Raw genomic sequence first — 18,169 nt, forward strand, 5'->3', positions numbered from 1 at the left:
CTCTTCGATCGCCGCTGCCGTGGTGCGCCGCGGCTCCTGGCTCGCGCTGGGTCAGCCGAACGAGCGGACGACCTTCTCCAGCTTCGCCTCTTCCGAGGAGCGGAGCAGGCCCACGGCCACCACGGTGAGGCGCTCCGGCCGGAACAGCGCGCGCGCGGCGTCGCGCACGTCGGCGACGCTGACGCGCGCGAGCTCCTCGTGCCGCGCCTCCGGGGTGCGCGTGATGTCGGCGAGCGCGGCGAGCCCATGGAAGCCGGCGGTCGCCTCGGCGTCGTCGAGCATCGCCTCCACCGACCAGAGGTGGCGGTCGCGCGCCTTGGCGAGCTCGTCCTCGCGCGGGCCGACCTCGGCGAGCTCGCGGAGCAGCGCGAAGATCTCCCGGACCACCACGGTCGCGCGGTCGTGCTGGACGCCCGCGGCGATGTCGACGACCCCGTCGTCCTCGTAGGCCTCGAACATCCCCGACACGTCGTAGCAGAGGCCCAGCCGATCGCAGATCCGCTCGTACAGCCGCGTCGACATGCCGTCGTCGAGGACGCGGAGCAGCATCTCCACGGCGGGCTCGCGCGGATCGCGCTCGCTCACGCCCCGGAACGCGATCCGCAGATCGGTCTGGCTCGACTGGTTCTCGATGAAGCGGAACCTCGGCTTCTTCTGCGCGTTGGGCGGCGGCGCGGCGGGCACCTGCTCGCCGCGCGGCATGGCGCCGAAGTGCCGCTCGGCGACCCGCGCGCACGCCTCGGGATCGAGCCGCCCCGCGAGGCAGAGCACCGCGTTCGCCGTCGTGTAGTGCCGGGCGTGGTGGGCGCGCAGCATCGGCTCGTCGAAGCGATCGAGCGCCTCGATGTCGCCCGTGATGGTGAACCCGAGCGGGTGTCGCTCGTACATGAGCGCGCGCGCGTTGTTGTCCGCGTCGATGTCGCGCCCCTCGTCGTCGAGGTCCTCGAGGATCTCCTCGCGCACGATGCCGCGCTCGACCTCGATCGCTGTGAAGCGAGGCGACGTGGCCACCTCGCCCAGCAGGGCGAGCACCGGCTCCAGGTTCGTCGGCGGCACGGAGATGCTCATCACGCCGTGGTCGACGTGGGTCGCCGCGTAGAGCGTCCCTCCGAGGCGCTCGAAGGCGAGCGCCTGCGCGTGCGCGGTCGGCAGCGTCGGCGTCCCCCGGAACACCATGTGCTCCAGGAAGTGAGAGATCCCGTTGTTCTGCTGGCTCTCGAACCGCGAGCCGACGCGCAGGTAGAGCGACGCGACCGCCCGGTGGACGTGCGGTTGCGGGACGAGGACGACCTTGAGGCCGTTCGAGAGGACGACGTCGCGCGCGTCACGCAGCGGGAGCGACGTCATTCCCCCTCGTCTTCGAGCGGCAGCGGCGGCTCGCCGGAGCCGTCCTCGGCTGGCTTGGACTCCTTGAGGAGGTTCTGGTCGTACTTCACCTCGCTGCCGATCGTCGACTTCAGCCGGCGCACGTACCCGATGAGCGCGTCGTTCTGCTTCGCGGCGCGCATGGCCGACGTGTAGAACTCGCGATCCTTGTCCCACTGCTCCTGGCTCGCAGAGGTCTTCTCCTTGAGCTGGATCACCGCATAACCGTTCGCCAGCGCCACGACGTCCTTGGGCAGGTCGCCCGGCTTGTCGAGCTGGAAGGCGATGCGCGCGGCCTCGGTGCTGTCCCTCGCGTCGGCGATGGGCGAGCCGGAGACGTTGAACGGCAGGCTCGTCTCGACGGTGGGCCGGTTCGGGTGCGTCACGATCGTGTAGGGAGCTCGCGCCTCCCCGGCCTCGCCACCCTCCTTCGCGCCCGCGTCCTTGTTGCCGTCCTGCTTCGCCGCGCCGCCCGCCTTCGCGCCCGGCGCCGCGGCGCCCTCCTTCTCCTTCGCTTTCGCCGGCGTGAGCTGGGCCATGTACGCGGCGAGCGCGTCCTCCAGCGACTTGCCGCCCGCGGCGGCGGCGAGCACCTGCTTCGCGGCCTCGGCCGCGAGCCGCTCCGACTCGTGGGCGATGTAGAGCTCGCGCGCCGCCTCCTGCCGGCCGATCTTCTCGGCCTCGGCGTCCTTCGCGATCTGCTCGAGCTTGATGACGTGGAAGCCGTCCTCGGTCTCGATGAGGTCGGACACATCGCCCGCCTTCATCTCGAAGAGCTTGTCCTCGACAGGCTTGCTCAGGCGCCCCTTGGCCACGCATCCGAGCTCGCCGCCGCGCGCCGCGCTCGGATCGTCGCTCGCGCTGCGGGCCACGTCGGCGAAGCTCTCGCCCTTCTTGAGGCGCTGGACCGCGCCCTCGATCCGCGCCTTCGCGGCGGCCTTGCCCGCCTCCGGCCCCTGCTCGGCCTCCTCGGGCCTCACCTCGACCCTGAGGACTCGGGCGACGCGGCACTCGGGCTGATACTGCGCCTTCCGCCCCTCCCAGGCCTTGTCGAGCTCTTCTTTGTTGTTGTCGGCCCAGGCCTGGATCGCCTTCTCCGACGTGTCCACGATGAGATCGCTGTAGAAGCGCCGGTCGAAGCGCACATAGGCGAGCGTCCTCGTGGATTTCTCGCGCGAGAACTGCTCGAACGCCTCATTCTCGCCGACCCGGACCCGCGCCCGGATGAGCTCGCGCATCCGGGCGGCGATGAGCTCCTTCCGCTGGTAATCGCGGAAGTCCGTGGGGCTCATCTTCGTGATGTTCCGGATCTGCTTCTCGTACTGCTTGTTGTCGAATTTCTTCGTTTGCCGGTTGCGGACGTCCAGGTAGCGAGTGAGGTCTTCCCGGAGGCTGAGGGCGTAACCGACCTGGCGGATCTTGTCTGCCGGGAGCGAGACATGCACCCTGCCAGCCACGAGCTCGCTCGTGAGCTCGTCGTCCGAGACGGTGATCCCGAGGCGCTTCGCGTCCTCGTTGAGGAGCCACCGCTCGTAGAGCCCCTCCGCCGTGAGCCGCCGGTAACCCATCGCCCGGAGGCGGTTTTCGTCGGGGCTCCGCATCGCGAGCAGGTTCTTCGACGCGTTGAAGTCGATCGAGGAGATGCAGCTGCCTCGGACCTCGACCGCGCAGGTGTTCCCGGCCGACTGCACGGGCCCCGTGCTCGGGCGGAACTGGACGATGAAGACGACGGCGATCGCGATGATGATGGCGGCGCCGAAGATTTGGCTCAGTCTGTTCACGAAGGGCTCGCTCCCGGGGCGTGCGCCGCTCGCTCTTCGAGCGGCCTCCCGCCTTGGCCTGGCGCGGCATAGCACGGCGTCGACGGCGTGTCTTTACGGCGGTCGGGAGCGGGGCTAGGGGCACATGCCATGGCAAGCTCGAAGTCACACCTCCCCGATTGCGGCCTCTACCTGACGACAAAGCCGCTCCCCGGACACGAGGACAAGGTGCCTGCTGGCACCATCGTCTCCTTCCACAACCACTCGGACAACGGTCTGCCGACGGTGACGACGCCCGACCACAACGTCCACAACCGCTGGCACTTCCACGGCCCTGCCGTCGCGTTCCGGGGCACGACGTGGGCAGACTCCCTGCAGCGCCTCCCCGCCGAAGGGTTCTACACGCTTCGCAAGGAGCTCGCGTTCGACGGCGGCAACTGGCCGAAGGGCACGCTCGTGCAGCTCGGTTACACGCAGGCGGGCATGCCTATCCTGTTCATCGCCCGTGTGCGTTCGCGGCTTCAGGAGAACGACCTCTTCTTCTCCGACAAGGGCGTAGGCATCAAGCGCGAGCAGCTTTCCCTGCTCGAGCCCGTCTCCGTCTTCGAGGAGCCGAGCGACGGCTCCGGCCACCAGCCCGATCACGCCGACGCGCACTGAGGACCGCCGTAGAGGGCGCATCCTCGTGCACCGCGCAGGACGCAGCTCCCGTCCATACTGAATATCGACCGGAGCTCACATTTCTGTCCCCGGGCACGGCGTGTGCTTGTAATTTTCTTTCGTGATTCGACGCAGAACCCTCACACCCCCGTCACTCCAGATTCCGCCTGAGCTCCTGGCCAACCGTCGCAGGAGCCCACGCCGTGAGCTGAGCGAACGGGTACGCCTGGAGACCGGCGAGCGCGCCGTCGCCGGCTGGACGCTGAACGTGAGCGTCGGCGGGCTCAGGGTGGTGATAGAAAATTCACTCGATCCCGGTACCGAGCTGACGGTCTGGCTCGACGGCAGAAGCCCACGTCCGGGTAGGATAATGTGGGTGCAAGACGAGCCCGATGGATCGATCGTTGGGGTGTGCTTCCTGGATTGCCTGGAGGGTCGGGAGGGCATCAACGGTCTGGGGGGCCTGGAAGGAGGCCCCTCGAGGTCGCCGCGATCGAGCTCCTGAGCCCACAGGAGCGCGCCGGCGCGCCAGAGTGCCACACGGGGTCGGCGCTGTCGGCTTGACGAGGCACCCGCAATTTTGCGATGGATGTTCCTGCTGACAGCTGGGGGTAGCCGGAAACCAGCGGAAGATGCCGACACCCGCGGAGATAAAGAAGGCCCTGCTCCAGGCCGGATTCGAGGTCTACCGCACCCGGGGCGACGCCGTGCAGGTCGCGGAGCGGGTGCGGGAGAACCTCCTCATGGACTCGGGGATCGTCGTGGGCGCCGAGCCGCTGCGGGTCGGGTTCGTCGTGCGCGCCCAGCGCAACGACTTCCCGGGTGCGGCGGACGAGCTGCTCTTCGAGCGCGCGCGCGGGATGGCCGAGCCAGCCGTGGCGCGTGGCTACACCGAGGCCGAGGCCGCCCTCCGCCACGTCCGCGACCCCGGCGACGCCGAGCGGACGCTCGATACGTGGTGCGAGGTCCACTTCGAGAAGCGTGTGGCGTCGCTCGAGCTCGCCGTCAGCGAGGTGGGGTTCGCCCTCTCGCTGGAGAAGACCGCCCTGCCGCGCTGAGCGGTACGCGATGCCCTTTGACCGCGCCGCGAGCCTGCTCGGGCCGTCGGGCCCGTTCGCGCGCGGCCTGGACGGGTACGAGGACCGACAGGGGCAGGTGGCGATGGCGAGCGCCGTCGAGCGCGCGCTCGCGGAGGACCGCATCCTCCTTTGCGAGGCGGGCACCGGGACGGGCAAGACGCTCGCCTACCTGGTGCCCGCGATCCTGAGCGGTCGCAAGGTCGTCGTCTCGACCGCGACGAAGGCGCTCGAGGACCAGATCTACACGAAGGACCTGCCGCTCGTGGCCGAGCACCTCCGGCTGGATCCGCGCGCGGCGCTGGTGAAGGGGCTCGGCAACTACCTGTGCCTGCGGCGCTTCAGCGAGCTCCGGACCAGCCCCGGCGCGGGCGCCGGCATCGCGGGGCGCTCGCTGCCGCTGATCGAGGCGTGGGCGCAGGAGACCGAGATGGGCGACGTCGCGGAGCTCGCCCACCTTGCCGAGGGGGATCCGCTCTGGCGAGAGGTCGCGTCGTCCAGCGAGACGCGCCTCGGCGCCTCGTGCGAGCACTTCGAGAGGTGCTTCGTCACGCGGATGAAGCGCGACAGCGAGGCGGCGCGCCTCCTCGTCGTCAACCACCACCTCTTCTTCGCGGATCTCGCGCTGAAGATCGCCGGAGCGCGCCGCGGCTTCGCCGGCGCCGGCGCGCTCCCGCCGTACGACGCGGTCATCTTCGACGAGGCGCACCAGCTCGAGGACATCGCGACGGGCTTCTTCGGCGTCCGCGTCTCTCGCGCGCGGGTCGACTCGATGCTGCGCGACGCGGACCGGGCCTTCATCGCGTCGGGCCTCGCCGATCGCATCCTCGGGCGGGGCGAGGGGACGGCGATCACGGCCGTGGTGCGCGAGTCCGCGGACGCGCTCTTCGATCGGCTCGCCTCGCTGGGCGGCGCCGGCGGCGGCGGGGATCGCGGCGAAGCCCGGAGCCCGCTCGCCAGGGACGCCTGGTCCGGCGAGCTGCTCGACGCGTACCACCGCCTCGACGACCACCTCGAGGCGCTCGCGGCGTACGCGAGCGCGAACGCGATCAGCGAGGCGGTGCAGCTCGTCGGCAACCGCGCCGCGCAGCTGCGGGACGACGCGGCGCGGATCGTCGACCCCGCGACGAACCAGGTCACGTGGGTCGAGGTGCGCGGCCGCGCCGTCTCGTTCGGCGCGTCGCCGGTCGATCTCGGGGACATGCTGCGCGAGCACGTCTTCGAGCGGATCGGCGCCGTGGTGCTGACGAGCGCCACGCTGACGACGGGCGGCTCCGCCGGGGCGGGGTTCCGCTTCCTCCGCTCGCGGATGGGCCTCGACGAGGACGTGTCGGTCCCTGTCGACGAGCTCGAGGTCCCTTCGCCCTTCGACTACCCGACCGCCGCGCTGCTCTACACGCCGCGCGACCTCCCCGAGGCGACCGACGCGGCGTTCGTCGAGCGGGCCGCCGATCGCGCGGCCGAGCTCATCGGCATCACGGGCGGCGGCGCGTTCCTCCTCTGCACGTCGATCCGCGCCATGAACGCGCTCGCCGCGGCCCTCCGCGTCCGGCTCGGGCGCGCCGCGGCGGTGGCCCGCGCGGACGGCAGCGCTCCGGGGCGGCAGGCCCCGCTGCTCGTGCAGGGGGACGCGCCGAAGGGCGCGCTGCTCCGCCGCTTCCGCGCAGAGCGGCACGCGGTGCTCGTCGCGACGATGAGCTTCTGGGAAGGCGTGGACGTCCCCGGCGAGGCCCTGCGCCTCGTGATCATCGAGAAGCTCCCGTTCGCGGTGCCGACCGATCCCGTCGTCGCGGCCCGGTGCACGGCGATCGAGCAGGGCGGCGGCAACCCGTTCATCGCCTACAGCGTGCCGCAGGCCGCGATCACCTTGAAGCAGGGCTTCGGCCGGCTGATCCGCGCGCGGACCGATCGCGGCATCGTCGCGATCCTGGACCGCAGGATCCGCACGCGCGGCTACGGCCGCGTGCTGCTCGACAGCTTGCCCGACGCGCGCCGGACCGACCGCATCGAGGACGTGCGCGCCTTCTGGGCGGCCCACGCGGCCGACGCGGAAGCGGAGCGAGGCGGAGCGCCGGCGCGGACGTGAGGCGCGGCGCGAAGGGGCCGCGAGGCGAAGCGCGAGATGAGGCGCGCGCTCCGGCGACGCGCGGGCTGCGTCGGCGCGCTCGTCAGGGATACGACGTCTTCCCGTAGATGCACCAGGCGCCGCCCTTCCGGAGGGCGATGGCCTGGCGGAGCCTGTAGTCCGCCTTGAACCTGGGGTCGTCGTACGAGGCGCGGGAGGAGGGCACCGTCGGGCTCTTGCAGTCGATCGCGGAGGAGATGAGCAAGAAGTAACGCGGGTTCTTCGCGAAGATCGCGTCGGTGTAGCCGGCCCCGACCTTGTGCGTGTACGCGCCCGGCAGGCGGGAGACCTCGGGGCTGAGCAGCCCGAGCAGGTCCACGACCGGGAAGCCCGTGCGGTAACCGATGTAGCCGATGTCGGCGAGCGCGATGGGGCCAGGCTCCGCGTTCTGGACGAGCCACTCCGCGGAGCGCCCTGCGGCGTCGTCCCAGAAGCCCTTGTCGTTGACGAGGAGGTTCCGCTGGGCCCGCACGAGCTCGCCGGCGCGGGTCGCGATCGTGATCGCGCCGAACGCCGCGATCGCGAGCGACGCCACGCGCTCGCGGCGCGCGGCGATCGCGCGGACCGCGTCGTCGGCGAGCAGGAACGCGAACGGCTCCGCGGGCGCGAGGAACCGGAAGTAAGGCATCCAGTCGCCGCCCACCGCGACGACGTACACGCCGAACAGCAGCGCGATCGACGCGATCGCGAGGCCGCTCCGGCGCCGGTGGACGATGGATGAGGCGACCGAGAGGATCCCGAGCCACAGGAAGGCGCCGGCGTGCTGCGCGTACTTGCGGACGTAGTCGCCCCCGCCCTGGATCTGCTGCGCGAAGTCGCCCGTCTTCGCGGCGAGCGTGTTCGGGAGCCACGCGCCGTAGTAGCTGTGCCGCCACACGAGGTGCGCGGCGACCGGGAGCGCGAACGCGACAAGGCGCAGCACGCTCCGGCGCGAGAGCGCCTGCTCCGAGTGCCAGACGACGAGCAGCCCGAGGAACAGCGGCGCCTCCGGGCGGGTGAGCGCGGCGAGCGCGAACACCGCGCCGGACCAGGGGAACCATGAGACGAGCGTGGGTCGAGCGGCGCTGTCGTCGCTGGCGGCGTCCTCTTCGCGGAAGAAGAGCTCGGTCCCCGCGAGCGTGAGCAGGAGGAACAGCGGCGTCTCCAGCCCGAACACCGCGTAGCCGGAGAAGAGGACGCTCATCGCGAGCAGCCACGTCGCGAGGCAGGGCACGTTCGAGAACGGACGCAGCCGCCGGGAGAGGAGGTAGGTCGGGACGAGCGCACCTGCGGCGCACCCGGCGCCGAGCACCTTCGCCGCCGCCGCCGGCGCCGCGCCGAGCTTCACCGCCGCGGCGAGGAGCACCGTCCAGAGGAAGTTCGTGTAGCCCTCGACGCGCTCGCCCACGTTGTAAACGAGCCCGTTTCCGTTCGCGAGGTTCTCCGCGTACCGGAACGAGATGTACGCGTCGTCGATCGTGAAGCTCGCGACGCGGAGCGCAGCCGCGATCGTGATCACCATCGGCGCGAGCAGCCCGAGCGTGAGCTCCAGCGAGGCGGGGAGGGGAGCGCCAGCGAGCCAGGTTCGAAGATCGCGCGCCGGCGAGCTGTGGCGCTCGGCTCCGGACGGCTCCTCGCCTTCGATGGACTCGTCGTGTCCCACCTCCTCGCTCCTCCCCACTGCGGTCACGGGCTCGTCGCTCATCGGGCGCGACCATACCGCGATTGTCACAGCCACAACGTCGAGCTGCGTAAATCGGGACAGGATGGTGTGCGAACACCCGGACGCAGTGCGAACGAAATTGCGCACTCTGACTGTAGGGCTACGCTGTCGAGGCAGCCACGGCGACGGCTTCCCGTGCTGACAAGGAAGGAGTCGAGTGATGAGCGAGCTCGTTGCGCACCTGCCCGTGATTGGTCCCGTCGTTGTCCTGGCGGCGCTCGCCCTCGCCGCCGTCTTCCTCGTGCGCAGGGCGTCGGCCTCCGGTGCGCCCTCTTCCGCGCTGTCCGTGAAGGAGCGGGCCATCGTGGCGGCCTGCGCTGACGCCCTGTTCCCGGCCGGGGGCCCGATCCCGGTCTCCGGCACCGAGGCCGGGCTGGTCGAGTACGTGGACCGCTACGTCGCGCGCACACCGCGGCCTCTCCGGCCCTACATGCGGCTGCTGTTCCACTTCGTCGAGCTCTCGCCGTGGGTCTTCGGGCCGCGCCGCGCACGCTTCACGCGCCTCCCGCAGGCCGATCGCATCGCGGTGCTCGCGTCGATGGCGCAGAGCTGCATCTACCTCCGGCGGGTGACGTTCCTCTCGCTGCGGACGATGCTCTCGATGGGGTATCTCGCGAACGAGAAGGTCGCCGGCGCGATCGGCGTCGCCTGCTGCGCCACGCCCTTCGAGCGCCGCGCCGCCGGCAGAGCGGCGGGTGAGCCCGCCGCCGCGGCGCCCCCGTCGCTCGCGCCGGGGGTGACGGCGTGAAGCTCCCCGTCTTCCCGGAGCCGCCTCGCGCCGTGGGCCGCGAGCGCAGCGAGCGGCGCTCGCTCTCCGAGGCGACGCTCCGATCGAGGGGCGCGGTGGAGCCGCTCGCGCCCGAAGAGCCGCGCTCGCAGGTGAAAGTGTTCGCCGACTACGAGGGCGAGGTGCGGGCGTCGTGCGAGGTGCTCGTCGTCGGCTCCGGTCCGGGCGGCGCGGTCGTCGCCAAGGAGCTCGCCGAGGCGGGGCGCGACGTGATCCTCGTCGAGGAGGGGCCGCCGTTCGGGGTGGAGGATTTCCGCCAGGAGCCGGGCGAGTCGCTCTCGCGCACGCTGCGCGAGGGGGGGATGCGCGCCGCCCGCGGGCGCATGCTCATCCCGACCATGCAGGCGATCGCGCTCGGGGGCGGCTCGGTCGTCAACTCGGCCATCTGCGCGCGCTCGCCTGCCTGGGTGTTCGACAAGTGGGCAGAGCGGACCGGCACGTCCTCGCTCACCCTGGACGCGCTGCTGCCCCACTACGATCGCGTCGAGCGCCTGCTCGGCGTCTCACCCACGCCGATGGAGGTGCAGGGCGAGCGCAACCTGCGCTTCAAGCGCGGCTGCGATGCGCTGGGGCTGTCGAGCGAGCCGACCCACCGCAACGTGCGCGGCTGCCGCGGCTCGGGCGAGTGCTTCACGGGGTGTCGCAACCGCGCAAAGATGTCGACCGACGTCTCGTACGTCCCCGCCGCGATCCGGGCGGGCGCGCGCGTCTTCACCAGCGTGCGCGCCGAGCACCTGCTGCTCGCCGGCAGGCGCGCAACCGGGATGCGCGGGCGCACGATCGAGCCGTTCACCTGGCGCGAGGGGGCGCCCGTCGAGATACGGGCGGAGCTCGTCGTGCTCGCGGCCGGCTGCATGGCGACCCCGCTCATCCTGCTCCGCAGCGGCGCCGCCGGCTCGAGCGGTCATGTGGGCAACGAGCTGCAGCTCCACCCTGGGCTCGCCATCATGGCGGTGTTCCCGGAGCCCATCGATCCATGGGAGGGCGCGACCCAGGGCTATCACTCGCTCCACTTCATCGAGCAAGGGATCAAGCTGGAGGTCCTCTGGTCGCCTCCGGCCGTGCTCGCCGCGCGATTTCCCGGCCTCGGGCACGACTACCAGCGTCATCTCCGGACATACAATCGGATGGCGCCGTTCGACGTCATCATTGCAGCCGAGCAGTCGCGCGGGACGGTGCGTCCGAAGCGCGGCAGCTGGGACCCTGATGTGCGATTCGACTACGCACCGCGCGACGTCGAGAAGATCCAGCGCGGTCTCGGCATCTTGTCCGACATCTGCTGGGCGGCGGGGGCCTCGTCGATACTGCCCGGGCTGCACGGCGTGCCCGACGAGCTGACGTCGCCCAAAGAAGCCGAGATCCTGAAGAGCAAACGGCTCGACGGGCGCGACACGATCACCGCGGCGAATCACGCCTTCGGTACGGCGCGGATGTCGAGGCGCCCGCGGGACGGGGTGGTCGATGAGGAGGGGCGCTGCCACGATCTGGACAATGTGTACGTCGCTGACACGAGCATCTTTCCTGGAAGTCCGGCAGTGAATCCGATGCTTACGTGCATGGCGCTGGCCGATCGCATCGCATGCGGCATCATCGAGCGCTGGTGATGCGCGCGGCGGCGTGTCACCACAGGAGTCAGTGAGCCAGGGGCGCCACATCCGTCGGGCAGGCACGGCATGTCGCGGACGGTATGTGAGGGGGGCTTTGCACCCGAGAAGGAGGCAACTCCCGAGTTGATACGAGGCCCCGCGAGGTACAAGTTTAACGGCACGTTTCAACTCGCACGGGGCCGAGCCGTCCGTCCGCCGAGCTGGGAGGGAAGCTTTGGGACCGAACGCAGTTTCAGCTGCAATTCCGCGCGGACAAGCGCGCTCGCCGCATCGGAGCCACAGCCATCACGGCCGTGTGCTCCTCGTCGAGGACGAGCCCGACCAGGCGGCCATCCTCGAGGCGGTGCTGCGCCATGAAGGGCTCGACGTCGTCGTTGCGTCGAGCGGCGAGCAAGCGCTCGAGATTCACCAGCGGACGCCGGCTGACGTGCTCGTCACGGATCTCAACCTTCCGGGCATGACGGGGGTCGATCTGATGCGCCGGCTCTCGCCCGGCGAGCTCGAGGGGCCCGAGCCGAAGGCGCCGCCGCCCCACGTGGTCATGGTCACCGGCGCGGCGTCGATCACGAGCGCCGTCGACGCGCTCAAGCTGGGAGCGGCCGACTACCTCCAGAAGCCGCTCGATCCGGCGCGCCTCGTGCTGCTCGTGCGCGAGCTCCTCTCGTCGCCGCCGACCGAGTTCGACGACGACGATCCCCTCCATGGGCAGCTCGTGTTCGAGGGGATGATCGGCGGCTCGACGCGGATGCGGGAGGTCTTCACCCGCATCGAGCGCGTCGCCGCGACGATGGCCCCCGTGCTCATCGTCGGCGAGAGCGGCACGGGCAAGGAGCTCGTCGCGCGCGCCATCCACAACCGGAGCCGCCGCCGCGCGGGCCCGTTCGTGCCGGTCCACACGGGCGCGATCCCGCGCGAGCTCATCGGCAGCGAGCTCTTCGGCCACGAGAAGGGCTCGTTCACCGGCGCGTTCGCGGCCGCGGAGGGCAAGTTCGAGGCGGCGGCGGGCGGCACCGTCTTCCTCGACGAGGTGGGCACGATGGACGCGGCCGTGCAGGTCAGCCTCCTCCGCGTGCTCGAGACGTACCGGTTCACGCGCGTCGGCGGCCGCAAGGAGATCGAGGCCGACGTCCGCGTCGTCGCCGCCACGAACAAGGACCTGCTCGACCTCGTCGACGACTGCGTCTTCCGCGAGGACCTCTACTACCGGCTCAACGTGTTCACGGTGACGCTGCCGCCGCTGCGCGAGCGCAGGGAGGACATCCTGCCCATCGCCGAGCGCTTCCTGCTGAAGTTCGCGAAGCGCTACGGCACCCCGGCCCGCCGCCTCTCGGACGCCGCCGTCGAGCGGCTGGCCGAGCACGACTGGCCGGGCAACGTCCGCGAGCTGCGCAACGTCATCGAGCAGACGGCGCTCTTCGCCTCGAACGAGCTGGTCTCGGCCAACGACGTCCAGCTCGGCCAGGGCCGGATCGAGCGGCGCTCGGGCCGGCGTTCCTATGACAGCATCCCGTCGGCGAGGGTGGCGGCGCCGGTCGTCCCTGCCGAGCCGGCCGAGCCGCTCTCGGTGCCGATCGTTCATGCCGCCGACCTGGTGGTTCCCTCCGAGCCCGTGCCGTCGCACGTCGGCGCGCAGCCCGTGCCGTCGTCCATCGGCCCAGCCTCGATGCCGCGGAGGCCGGGGGAGGCGGGCGCGCACGAGGCCGAGCCGTCGCGGGACGCCGGCGAAGCGGCCGAGCACCCGCTCGTGCTGCGCCTTCCGGTCGGAACGCGACTGGCGGACGCCGAGCGCAAGCTCATCCTGCTGACCCTCGAGGCGGTGCGCGGCAACAAACAGCGCGCCGCCCGCGTGCTCGGGATCAGCCGCCGCGGCCTGTACTCGAAGCTGCAGGCGTACGGGGAGCACGTGGGGAGCCACGAGGCCCAGGGGCACAGCGAGAGCGCCGAGCCGCAAGACCCGGTCGACGATGTGCCGGTCGTCACCGACGAGCCGGTCCTGGAAGAGCTCGGTTCCGCGCGCGGCGACGCCTGACGGAGCCTCCTTGCCGCTCTGCGCCGCGAGGGCACACCGCGCCGCGCCGCGAGCTCACACCGCCACACCGCAGGTTCGCAGTGCCGCAGCAATCACGGGTCGCGCGGGCGCGTCGAGTGTGAGGCGCCTCCCCGCGCGGATGGGCCCCTGAGCCGCCCCGCGAGGCGGCTGGTCGCACTCCGGAGCCCGATCTGGGCGCTGCTGCGCCGCACCCCGACAACGGTCTCGTTGGAGGTCCGTCCCTTTGTGCTTTACGAAGGGACGACGACCTCGGCTATCGTAAAGCGGAGCTGCGAGATCAGACGCGCGACTGGCACGTCAGAGAGCGAGCCACCGGCGCGGCATCAAGGTAAACTCTACGCGACGCCTCGCCGGCACTACACCCCAGCGGGCCAGCCCCCAATGAAGATCACCTGCCAGTCCTGTCAGTCGAAATACACCGTCTCGGACGAGAAGGTCCAAGGCAGAACCGTCAAGATCAAGTGCCGCAAATGCGGCGCGACGATCCTCGTGAACAGCTCGGGCGTGACGACCAACGGCGGGGTCGCCGATCCGGTCTCCGGCACGAGCGTTCCGAATGACGGGACGACGTACCTGGTCAACGTGGCGGACGGCGATCAGCGCTCGATGGCGCTCGCCGAGATCGTCACGAGCTACCAGTCGGGGGTGATCAACGCCGAGACGTACGTCTGGGCGGACGGCATGGCCGACTGGCAGCCGCTCGGCCAGATCGACACGATCGTCGCGGCCCTGCATGCAGGCAGCGCTCCTGCCTCCGTGGCCGCGCAGGAGGCGGCGCCGGTGCAGTCGACGTCCGCGCCCAGCGGGGGAGCGGCCCTCGGGCAGACCTCCCCGGGCGTCGAGTCGGTCGCGGCGGCCGCTCCTCGAGCCGCGGCGGTGCGTCGCGATCCGGCACGTCCGACGCAGGATCTCTTCGGCGCGAGCCCGGGCGTCGAGGCGCACCGGCCCAGCTCCGACGACGTGGCCACGAGCGCTCCGCTCTTCAAGAGCGGCGCCGCGCCTGGCCAGCGCGACGAGAACTCGATGCTGTTCTCGCTGAGCGCCCTCACGGCGAAGGCCGCCGCTCCGGCCCCGGCGCGGGCGGCCGTCAGCGCCTCGGACGACTCCGGCCTCATCGACCTGAAGGCCCTCGCGTCGGGAGCTGGTGTCCGAGCGCCGTCGCCCGTCGCGAGCATCGTCGCCAACGACGGCGGCCTGTTCCAGCTCAGCGCGCCGATCGTCACCACGGCGCGAGCGCCGTCGGTCGCGCCGCCGAACGTCGGCGAGGCCCCTTCCAAGAACCGCGCCCCGTTGATCATCGCCGCGGGCATCGCGATCGCGGGCATCGCGATCGCAGGTGTCTTCTTCCTGATGAAGGGCGGGGGTAGCACGCCGGTCCCCACCGCGGTCGAGACCGCGCCGCCCACGGCCGCCGCGCCGGCGACGACGGCGCCCCTCGACACGGCGCCGGCGCCCGCGCCCACCGCGCCGGCGACGGCGTCGGCGACCGCGACGGCAGAGCCGGTCGCGAGCGCCGCGCCGAGCGCCACGCCGACGGCAGCAGGGGCGCGCCCGAACGCGAGGCCGACGCCGCGACCGAACACCGGCGGCAGCACCGCAGGCAAGCAGTCGCCTGCTGCGGCCGCCCCGGCGCCGGCCGCTCCGGCCCCCGCGAAGCGCGGCGGCTGCGGGTGCGCGGTCGGCGATCTGATGTGCGCGATGCAGTGCTCCGCAAAGGGCAAGTGAACGCGCGTCGGCCGTCGTCCGATCGGTGAGCGGAGATGCTCGTCGCCGGAGCCGCGCGTGCAGCGGCTGCTCCGGCGCTCGGCGTGCGATGCGCGACCGGCGTGGGCCAGCCGCTGCAGAGACGCGCGACGCGAGCCGCGGCTGAACCTTGGCGTGGGCGCCCGCAAGGACGGTGCGGCGCCTGGACCGCCGCGCTAGCATCGTCCGTCATGAGTGAGCCCGACGGGCGGCTGCGCGCGCCGATTCCTCGGCGGATGCCGGGCGCGGCGCGGCGCTCCGCGATGGCGCTGCTCCTTTGCGCGAGCGCGGCAGGGTGCGGTGGACAGGCGGCGATGGCGCCCTCCGGAGGACCGGCGTCGAGCGATCGCAGCGCTTCCGGGCAAGCGTCGCGCCCGGCTCCGGGCGGGCGATCCTCGCAGGGGGCGCTCGTGACCATGGTCACTCCATCGCGGCTGCTCCCGGATCTCGTCGGAGAGCGCGGGGTGGTGGCCAGCGAGGCGGGGGCCAAGCGGGTGCTCATCGATCGCATGCGCGTCGTCGCGCACGACGATGGATCGCTGGAGCGCGCCGCCGACCTGTTGCCGTCAGGTCAGATCACCTCGCTCAAGCTGCCGACGCGCCTGGGCGGCGGGTACCTGTTCCACGCCTCGAGCCGCGGCAGCGCGCAGCTCTGGCGGGCCCAGGCGTGGCTCGCCCCGCTCGAGCCGCTCGTGCAGCTGCCGTCGGAGGCGAACGAGATCCTCGCGGGGTTCGATCGCCTCTACGCGCGGCTCTCGCACAGCCACCGGCTCCTCGCGATCGACGCGCAGACGGGCGCGGCGATGCCGCTCGGCCCGCTCCCACCGGCGAGCACGTACGGCCAGATCGCGTTCGCCGACGGATGGCGCGCCCTGGTCGAGGCCGATCTGCGCGGCCTGCTCGTCACGTTCGACGCAGGGGCCACCTGGCGTGAGGTCGAGATCGACGCGCGGCCGACCTCTGTCGCCGTCGTCGGCGGCGATCCTGCCGTCATGACCGCGAGCGGGCTCTACGCGGTCGATGCGCGCGGCGGCGTGACGTACCGCACGCTGGAGGCTTCCGACGACGTGCAGGAGCCGCCGGCGCGCGCGCAGGGGCCTCTCGGGAGGCGCCCGCTCCGCGCCGCGGTCGAGGACGGGTGGCCCGACTCGAGCACGACCGCGGTGGTGGCTCGCGGCGGCGCCCTGGCGCGCGTCTCGCTGCGCGACGGGGCGGTCATCGACGTCGCGCCCGACGCCTATCCGGAGCGAGAGGCGGCCTGCCATGCGATCCGCGCGGGGGCGTCGTTCGGGTTCGTGTGCGGCGAGCGCGAGGGGCCGACGACCCTGTACGCTTTCCAGCCGCCGCTCGGCATGCGCCGGCTGATGCGCTTCGACGAGCCCCGCTTCGTGGTCGCGAGCGGCAACGGCGCGCTGGTGATCCGCGGCTCCTGCAGCGAAGACAGCGCGGAGCGCGCCGGGCGTGCGTACTGCGTCGTCGCCGCCGACGGGCGCACCCGCGAGATCCACGTCCGCGCGCCCGCGCGAGACGTCGGCATCGAGCGCGTCGTCGCGCTGTCCGACGGCCGCATCGCCGTCCTCTCGCCGCCTCGCCTGGACGCGTCGGGGCAGCTCACGCTGCTCAAGGGGAGCGACGTCACGACCGTCCCGCTGATCCTCCCGCCCAAGCCGCGCAGCACCGCGCGCGATCTGCAGCACGGCATGTGGATCGAAGGGTTCGAGGAGCGTGAGCCCGGCGTCATCGGCGGCTGGGTAGAGGCAGGCGGTCCGATCGTGGGCGTTCGGATCGACGCGAAGAGCGGGAAGGTGACCGCGGGGGCGCCGCGCCAGGACGGCACGGGCGCGCTCTTGTCTGGGCGGTTCGCGTTCTCCCTCGGAGAAGGCGAGCGCGCCGCCGAGTCGACGGACGGCGGCATGACCTGGCGCTCGCTCGATCTGCCCGAGCGGGACGCCGACACCGCGGCGTCGAGGACGCGCGCGTGCGGCCCCGTCGGCTGCGTCTTCAGGGGCTGGATCCGGGTCGGCTGGGGCAAGACGGCGCTGCCGGACGATCTCGCCGAGGCGAAGCCGCCGCCGGTGCTCCAGACGCCGCTCCGCGCGGGGAGCCCGATCGCGATGCGCTGCGCGGCCCTCGGCTCCTCGACGCCGCCGCTGCCGGACAAGCCTCCCGCCGCGCCTTCCGCGCGCGCCGAGGGAGCGCGCCCGGCCTCGTCGGTCACGCGCTCGGCGTCGACGGAGATACCGACGTCGCCGTGGGCTCCTTTCCGCAACACGCCGCCGCCCAAGCGCGGGGCCGACGAGATCGGCCTCGATAACGGGGCTCCGTACGACATCGTGACGATGCGCGCCTACGCATGGGGCAAGCGAGGCGCAGACTGGGCGCGCGCCGGGCGCTGGCTCCTCCGCTTCGACGATCGCTTCGACCCGGATGGCGGGGTGCGTTCCAGCGGCGTGAGCGCCTCGCCTTGGTCGGATGAGGCGTCGGCCGCCGAGGCGCTCGGGGTGGTGAGTCAGGGGGCGGCGTCCTGGGGCGCGTACCTCGATCCTGGCGGACGGGCCGCGCTGACCCACGTGTGTCGCGGCGCCGGCTGCAGCCTGTTCGCGGCCTCTGAAGGGCTGCCGATCCTTCCGTTGCGCGACAGCGCAGGCCGCGCCGGGAATTTCCTTCGGCCGTTTCCGAACGGCGCCGTGCGGCTCGGCGAGACGTGGTTCTTCGCGACGCCCGGCGGCTCGTATGACGTCGTGGCGCTGTGGCGCGCCGACCTCGGGATCGCGCGGCAGCTGGCGACCTACTATCGCCCTGGCCGCTCGGGCTACGGCGTGGATCCTCCGCGCCTGGTCCGGCGTGCGCTGGGCGGCGGCGTCGGCCTGCTCATCTCGGCGGCTCCGGACCCTGGCGTGCGCGCCGGCTCCTGGCACGTGCTCCCGATCGACCGCGAGACCGGCGCGCTCGGCGAGGCCGTGCCGCTCGGCCGCAAGGACCTCGCGGATACACGGATCGAGCGCTGCGCTCCGGGTCAGGACGGCTGGCTCCTCGACACGAGCCTGGAGGGCTCGCCGAGCTTCGACGTCGGCGGAAGCTCTCCCTCCGTCGACGGCGCCGAGTTCCGGCTTCGCCTGGATCCAGGCAGCGCGTGCGTCGAGGCGATGGCGGTGAGGCTGCAGGGCGCCTTCGCGAAGGCACCCGAGAAGCAGAACGACGTTGGCGCCAGCGCGATCCCGCTCGCTGCGACCGAGCGCGCAACGGGCCGGAGGTGGCGGTTGCGCTGCGAGCCGAAGGACGCCGCCAGATGAT

At 72.0% G+C, this 18,169-nt stretch carries 12 protein-coding genes; 9 read left to right on the top strand and 3 right to left on the bottom strand.

Annotated elements, in window-relative coordinates; all coding sequences use genetic code 11:
* Positions 1-51 precede the first annotated feature (51 nt).
* Both WME97_RS16265 and WME97_RS16270 read right to left on the bottom strand, forming a co-directional pair.
* Positions 52-1,347 carry a M16 family metallopeptidase gene (locus WME97_RS16265; RefSeq protein WP_437552821.1) on the bottom strand — a complete coding sequence of 432 codons (1,296 nt, stop codon included), beginning with the start codon at positions 1,345-1,347 and terminating at the stop codon, positions 52-54.
* Complete coding sequence (locus WME97_RS16270) at positions 1,344-3,146, bottom strand: peptidylprolyl isomerase (RefSeq protein ID WP_437552822.1); 1,803 nt, start codon at positions 3,144-3,146, stop codon at positions 1,344-1,346. The genes WME97_RS16265 and WME97_RS16270 overlap by 4 nt, the downstream gene beginning before the upstream one ends.
* 129 nt (positions 3,147-3,275) lie before the next feature.
* Between WME97_RS16270 and WME97_RS16275 the strand changes: the two genes are divergently transcribed.
* The 4 genes from WME97_RS16275 (at position 3,276) to WME97_RS16290 (ending at position 6,947) form a co-directional block, all read left to right on the top strand.
* The gene (locus WME97_RS16275; protein ID WP_437552823.1) at positions 3,276-3,785 is read left to right on the top strand and encodes a hypothetical protein; all 510 of its coding nucleotides are present in this window, start codon (positions 3,276-3,278) and stop codon (positions 3,783-3,785) included.
* 121 nt (positions 3,786-3,906) lie between these two features.
* Positions 3,907-4,290: a PilZ domain-containing protein gene (locus tag WME97_RS16280; RefSeq protein WP_437552824.1), complete on the top strand. Its 384-nt coding sequence runs from the start codon at positions 3,907-3,909 to the stop codon at positions 4,288-4,290.
* 127 nt (positions 4,291-4,417) lie between these two features.
* Positions 4,418-4,843: a hypothetical protein gene (locus tag WME97_RS16285; protein ID WP_437552825.1), complete on the top strand. Its 426-nt coding sequence runs from the start codon at positions 4,418-4,420 to the stop codon at positions 4,841-4,843.
* Positions 4,844-4,853: 10 nt separating this feature from the next.
* Positions 4,854-6,947: an ATP-dependent DNA helicase gene (locus tag WME97_RS16290; protein ID WP_437552826.1), complete on the top strand. Its 2,094-nt coding sequence runs from the start codon at positions 4,854-4,856 to the stop codon at positions 6,945-6,947.
* An 82-nt stretch (positions 6,948-7,029) separates the two neighbouring features.
* Here the strand turns inward: WME97_RS16290 and WME97_RS16295 are convergent, their stop codons facing one another.
* Complete coding sequence (locus tag WME97_RS16295) at positions 7,030-8,670, bottom strand: hypothetical protein (RefSeq protein WP_437552827.1); 1,641 nt, start codon at positions 8,668-8,670, stop codon at positions 7,030-7,032.
* A gap of 178 nt (positions 8,671-8,848) precedes the next feature.
* Here WME97_RS16295 and WME97_RS16300 point away from each other — a divergent pair, with 178 nt between their 5' ends.
* The 5 genes from WME97_RS16300 to WME97_RS16320 all read left to right on the top strand — a co-directional run bounded on the left by WME97_RS16300 (position 8,849) and on the right by WME97_RS16320 (position 18,168).
* Positions 8,849-9,436, top strand: coding sequence for a gluconate 2-dehydrogenase subunit 3 family protein (locus tag WME97_RS16300; protein WP_437552828.1), 588 nt, complete (start codon positions 8,849-8,851; stop codon positions 9,434-9,436).
* Complete coding sequence (locus tag WME97_RS16305) at positions 9,433-11,079, top strand: GMC family oxidoreductase (protein WP_437552829.1); 1,647 nt, start codon at positions 9,433-9,435, stop codon at positions 11,077-11,079. Before WME97_RS16300 ends, WME97_RS16305 begins: the two co-directional genes overlap by 4 nt.
* Positions 11,080-11,377: 298 nt before the next feature.
* Positions 11,378-13,111 (top strand): sigma-54-dependent transcriptional regulator, encoded by a 1,734-nt coding sequence (locus WME97_RS16310; RefSeq protein WP_437552830.1) that lies wholly within the window; start codon positions 11,378-11,380, stop codon positions 13,109-13,111.
* Between the two features lie 402 nt (positions 13,112-13,513).
* A complete protein-coding gene (locus tag WME97_RS16315; protein WP_437552831.1) occupies positions 13,514-14,857 on the top strand; it encodes a zinc-ribbon domain-containing protein in 1,344 nt (447 codons plus the stop codon).
* A 209-nt stretch (positions 14,858-15,066) separates the two neighbouring features.
* Complete coding sequence (locus WME97_RS16320) at positions 15,067-18,168, top strand: hypothetical protein (protein ID WP_437552832.1); 3,102 nt, start codon at positions 15,067-15,069, stop codon at positions 18,166-18,168.
* The last annotated feature ends 1 nt before the right edge of the window (position 18,169 follow it).

The organism is Sorangium sp. So ce367 (assembly GCF_051520455.1).
GTDB lineage: Bacteria > Myxococcota_A > Polyangia > Polyangiales > Polyangiaceae > Sorangium > Sorangium cellulosum_B.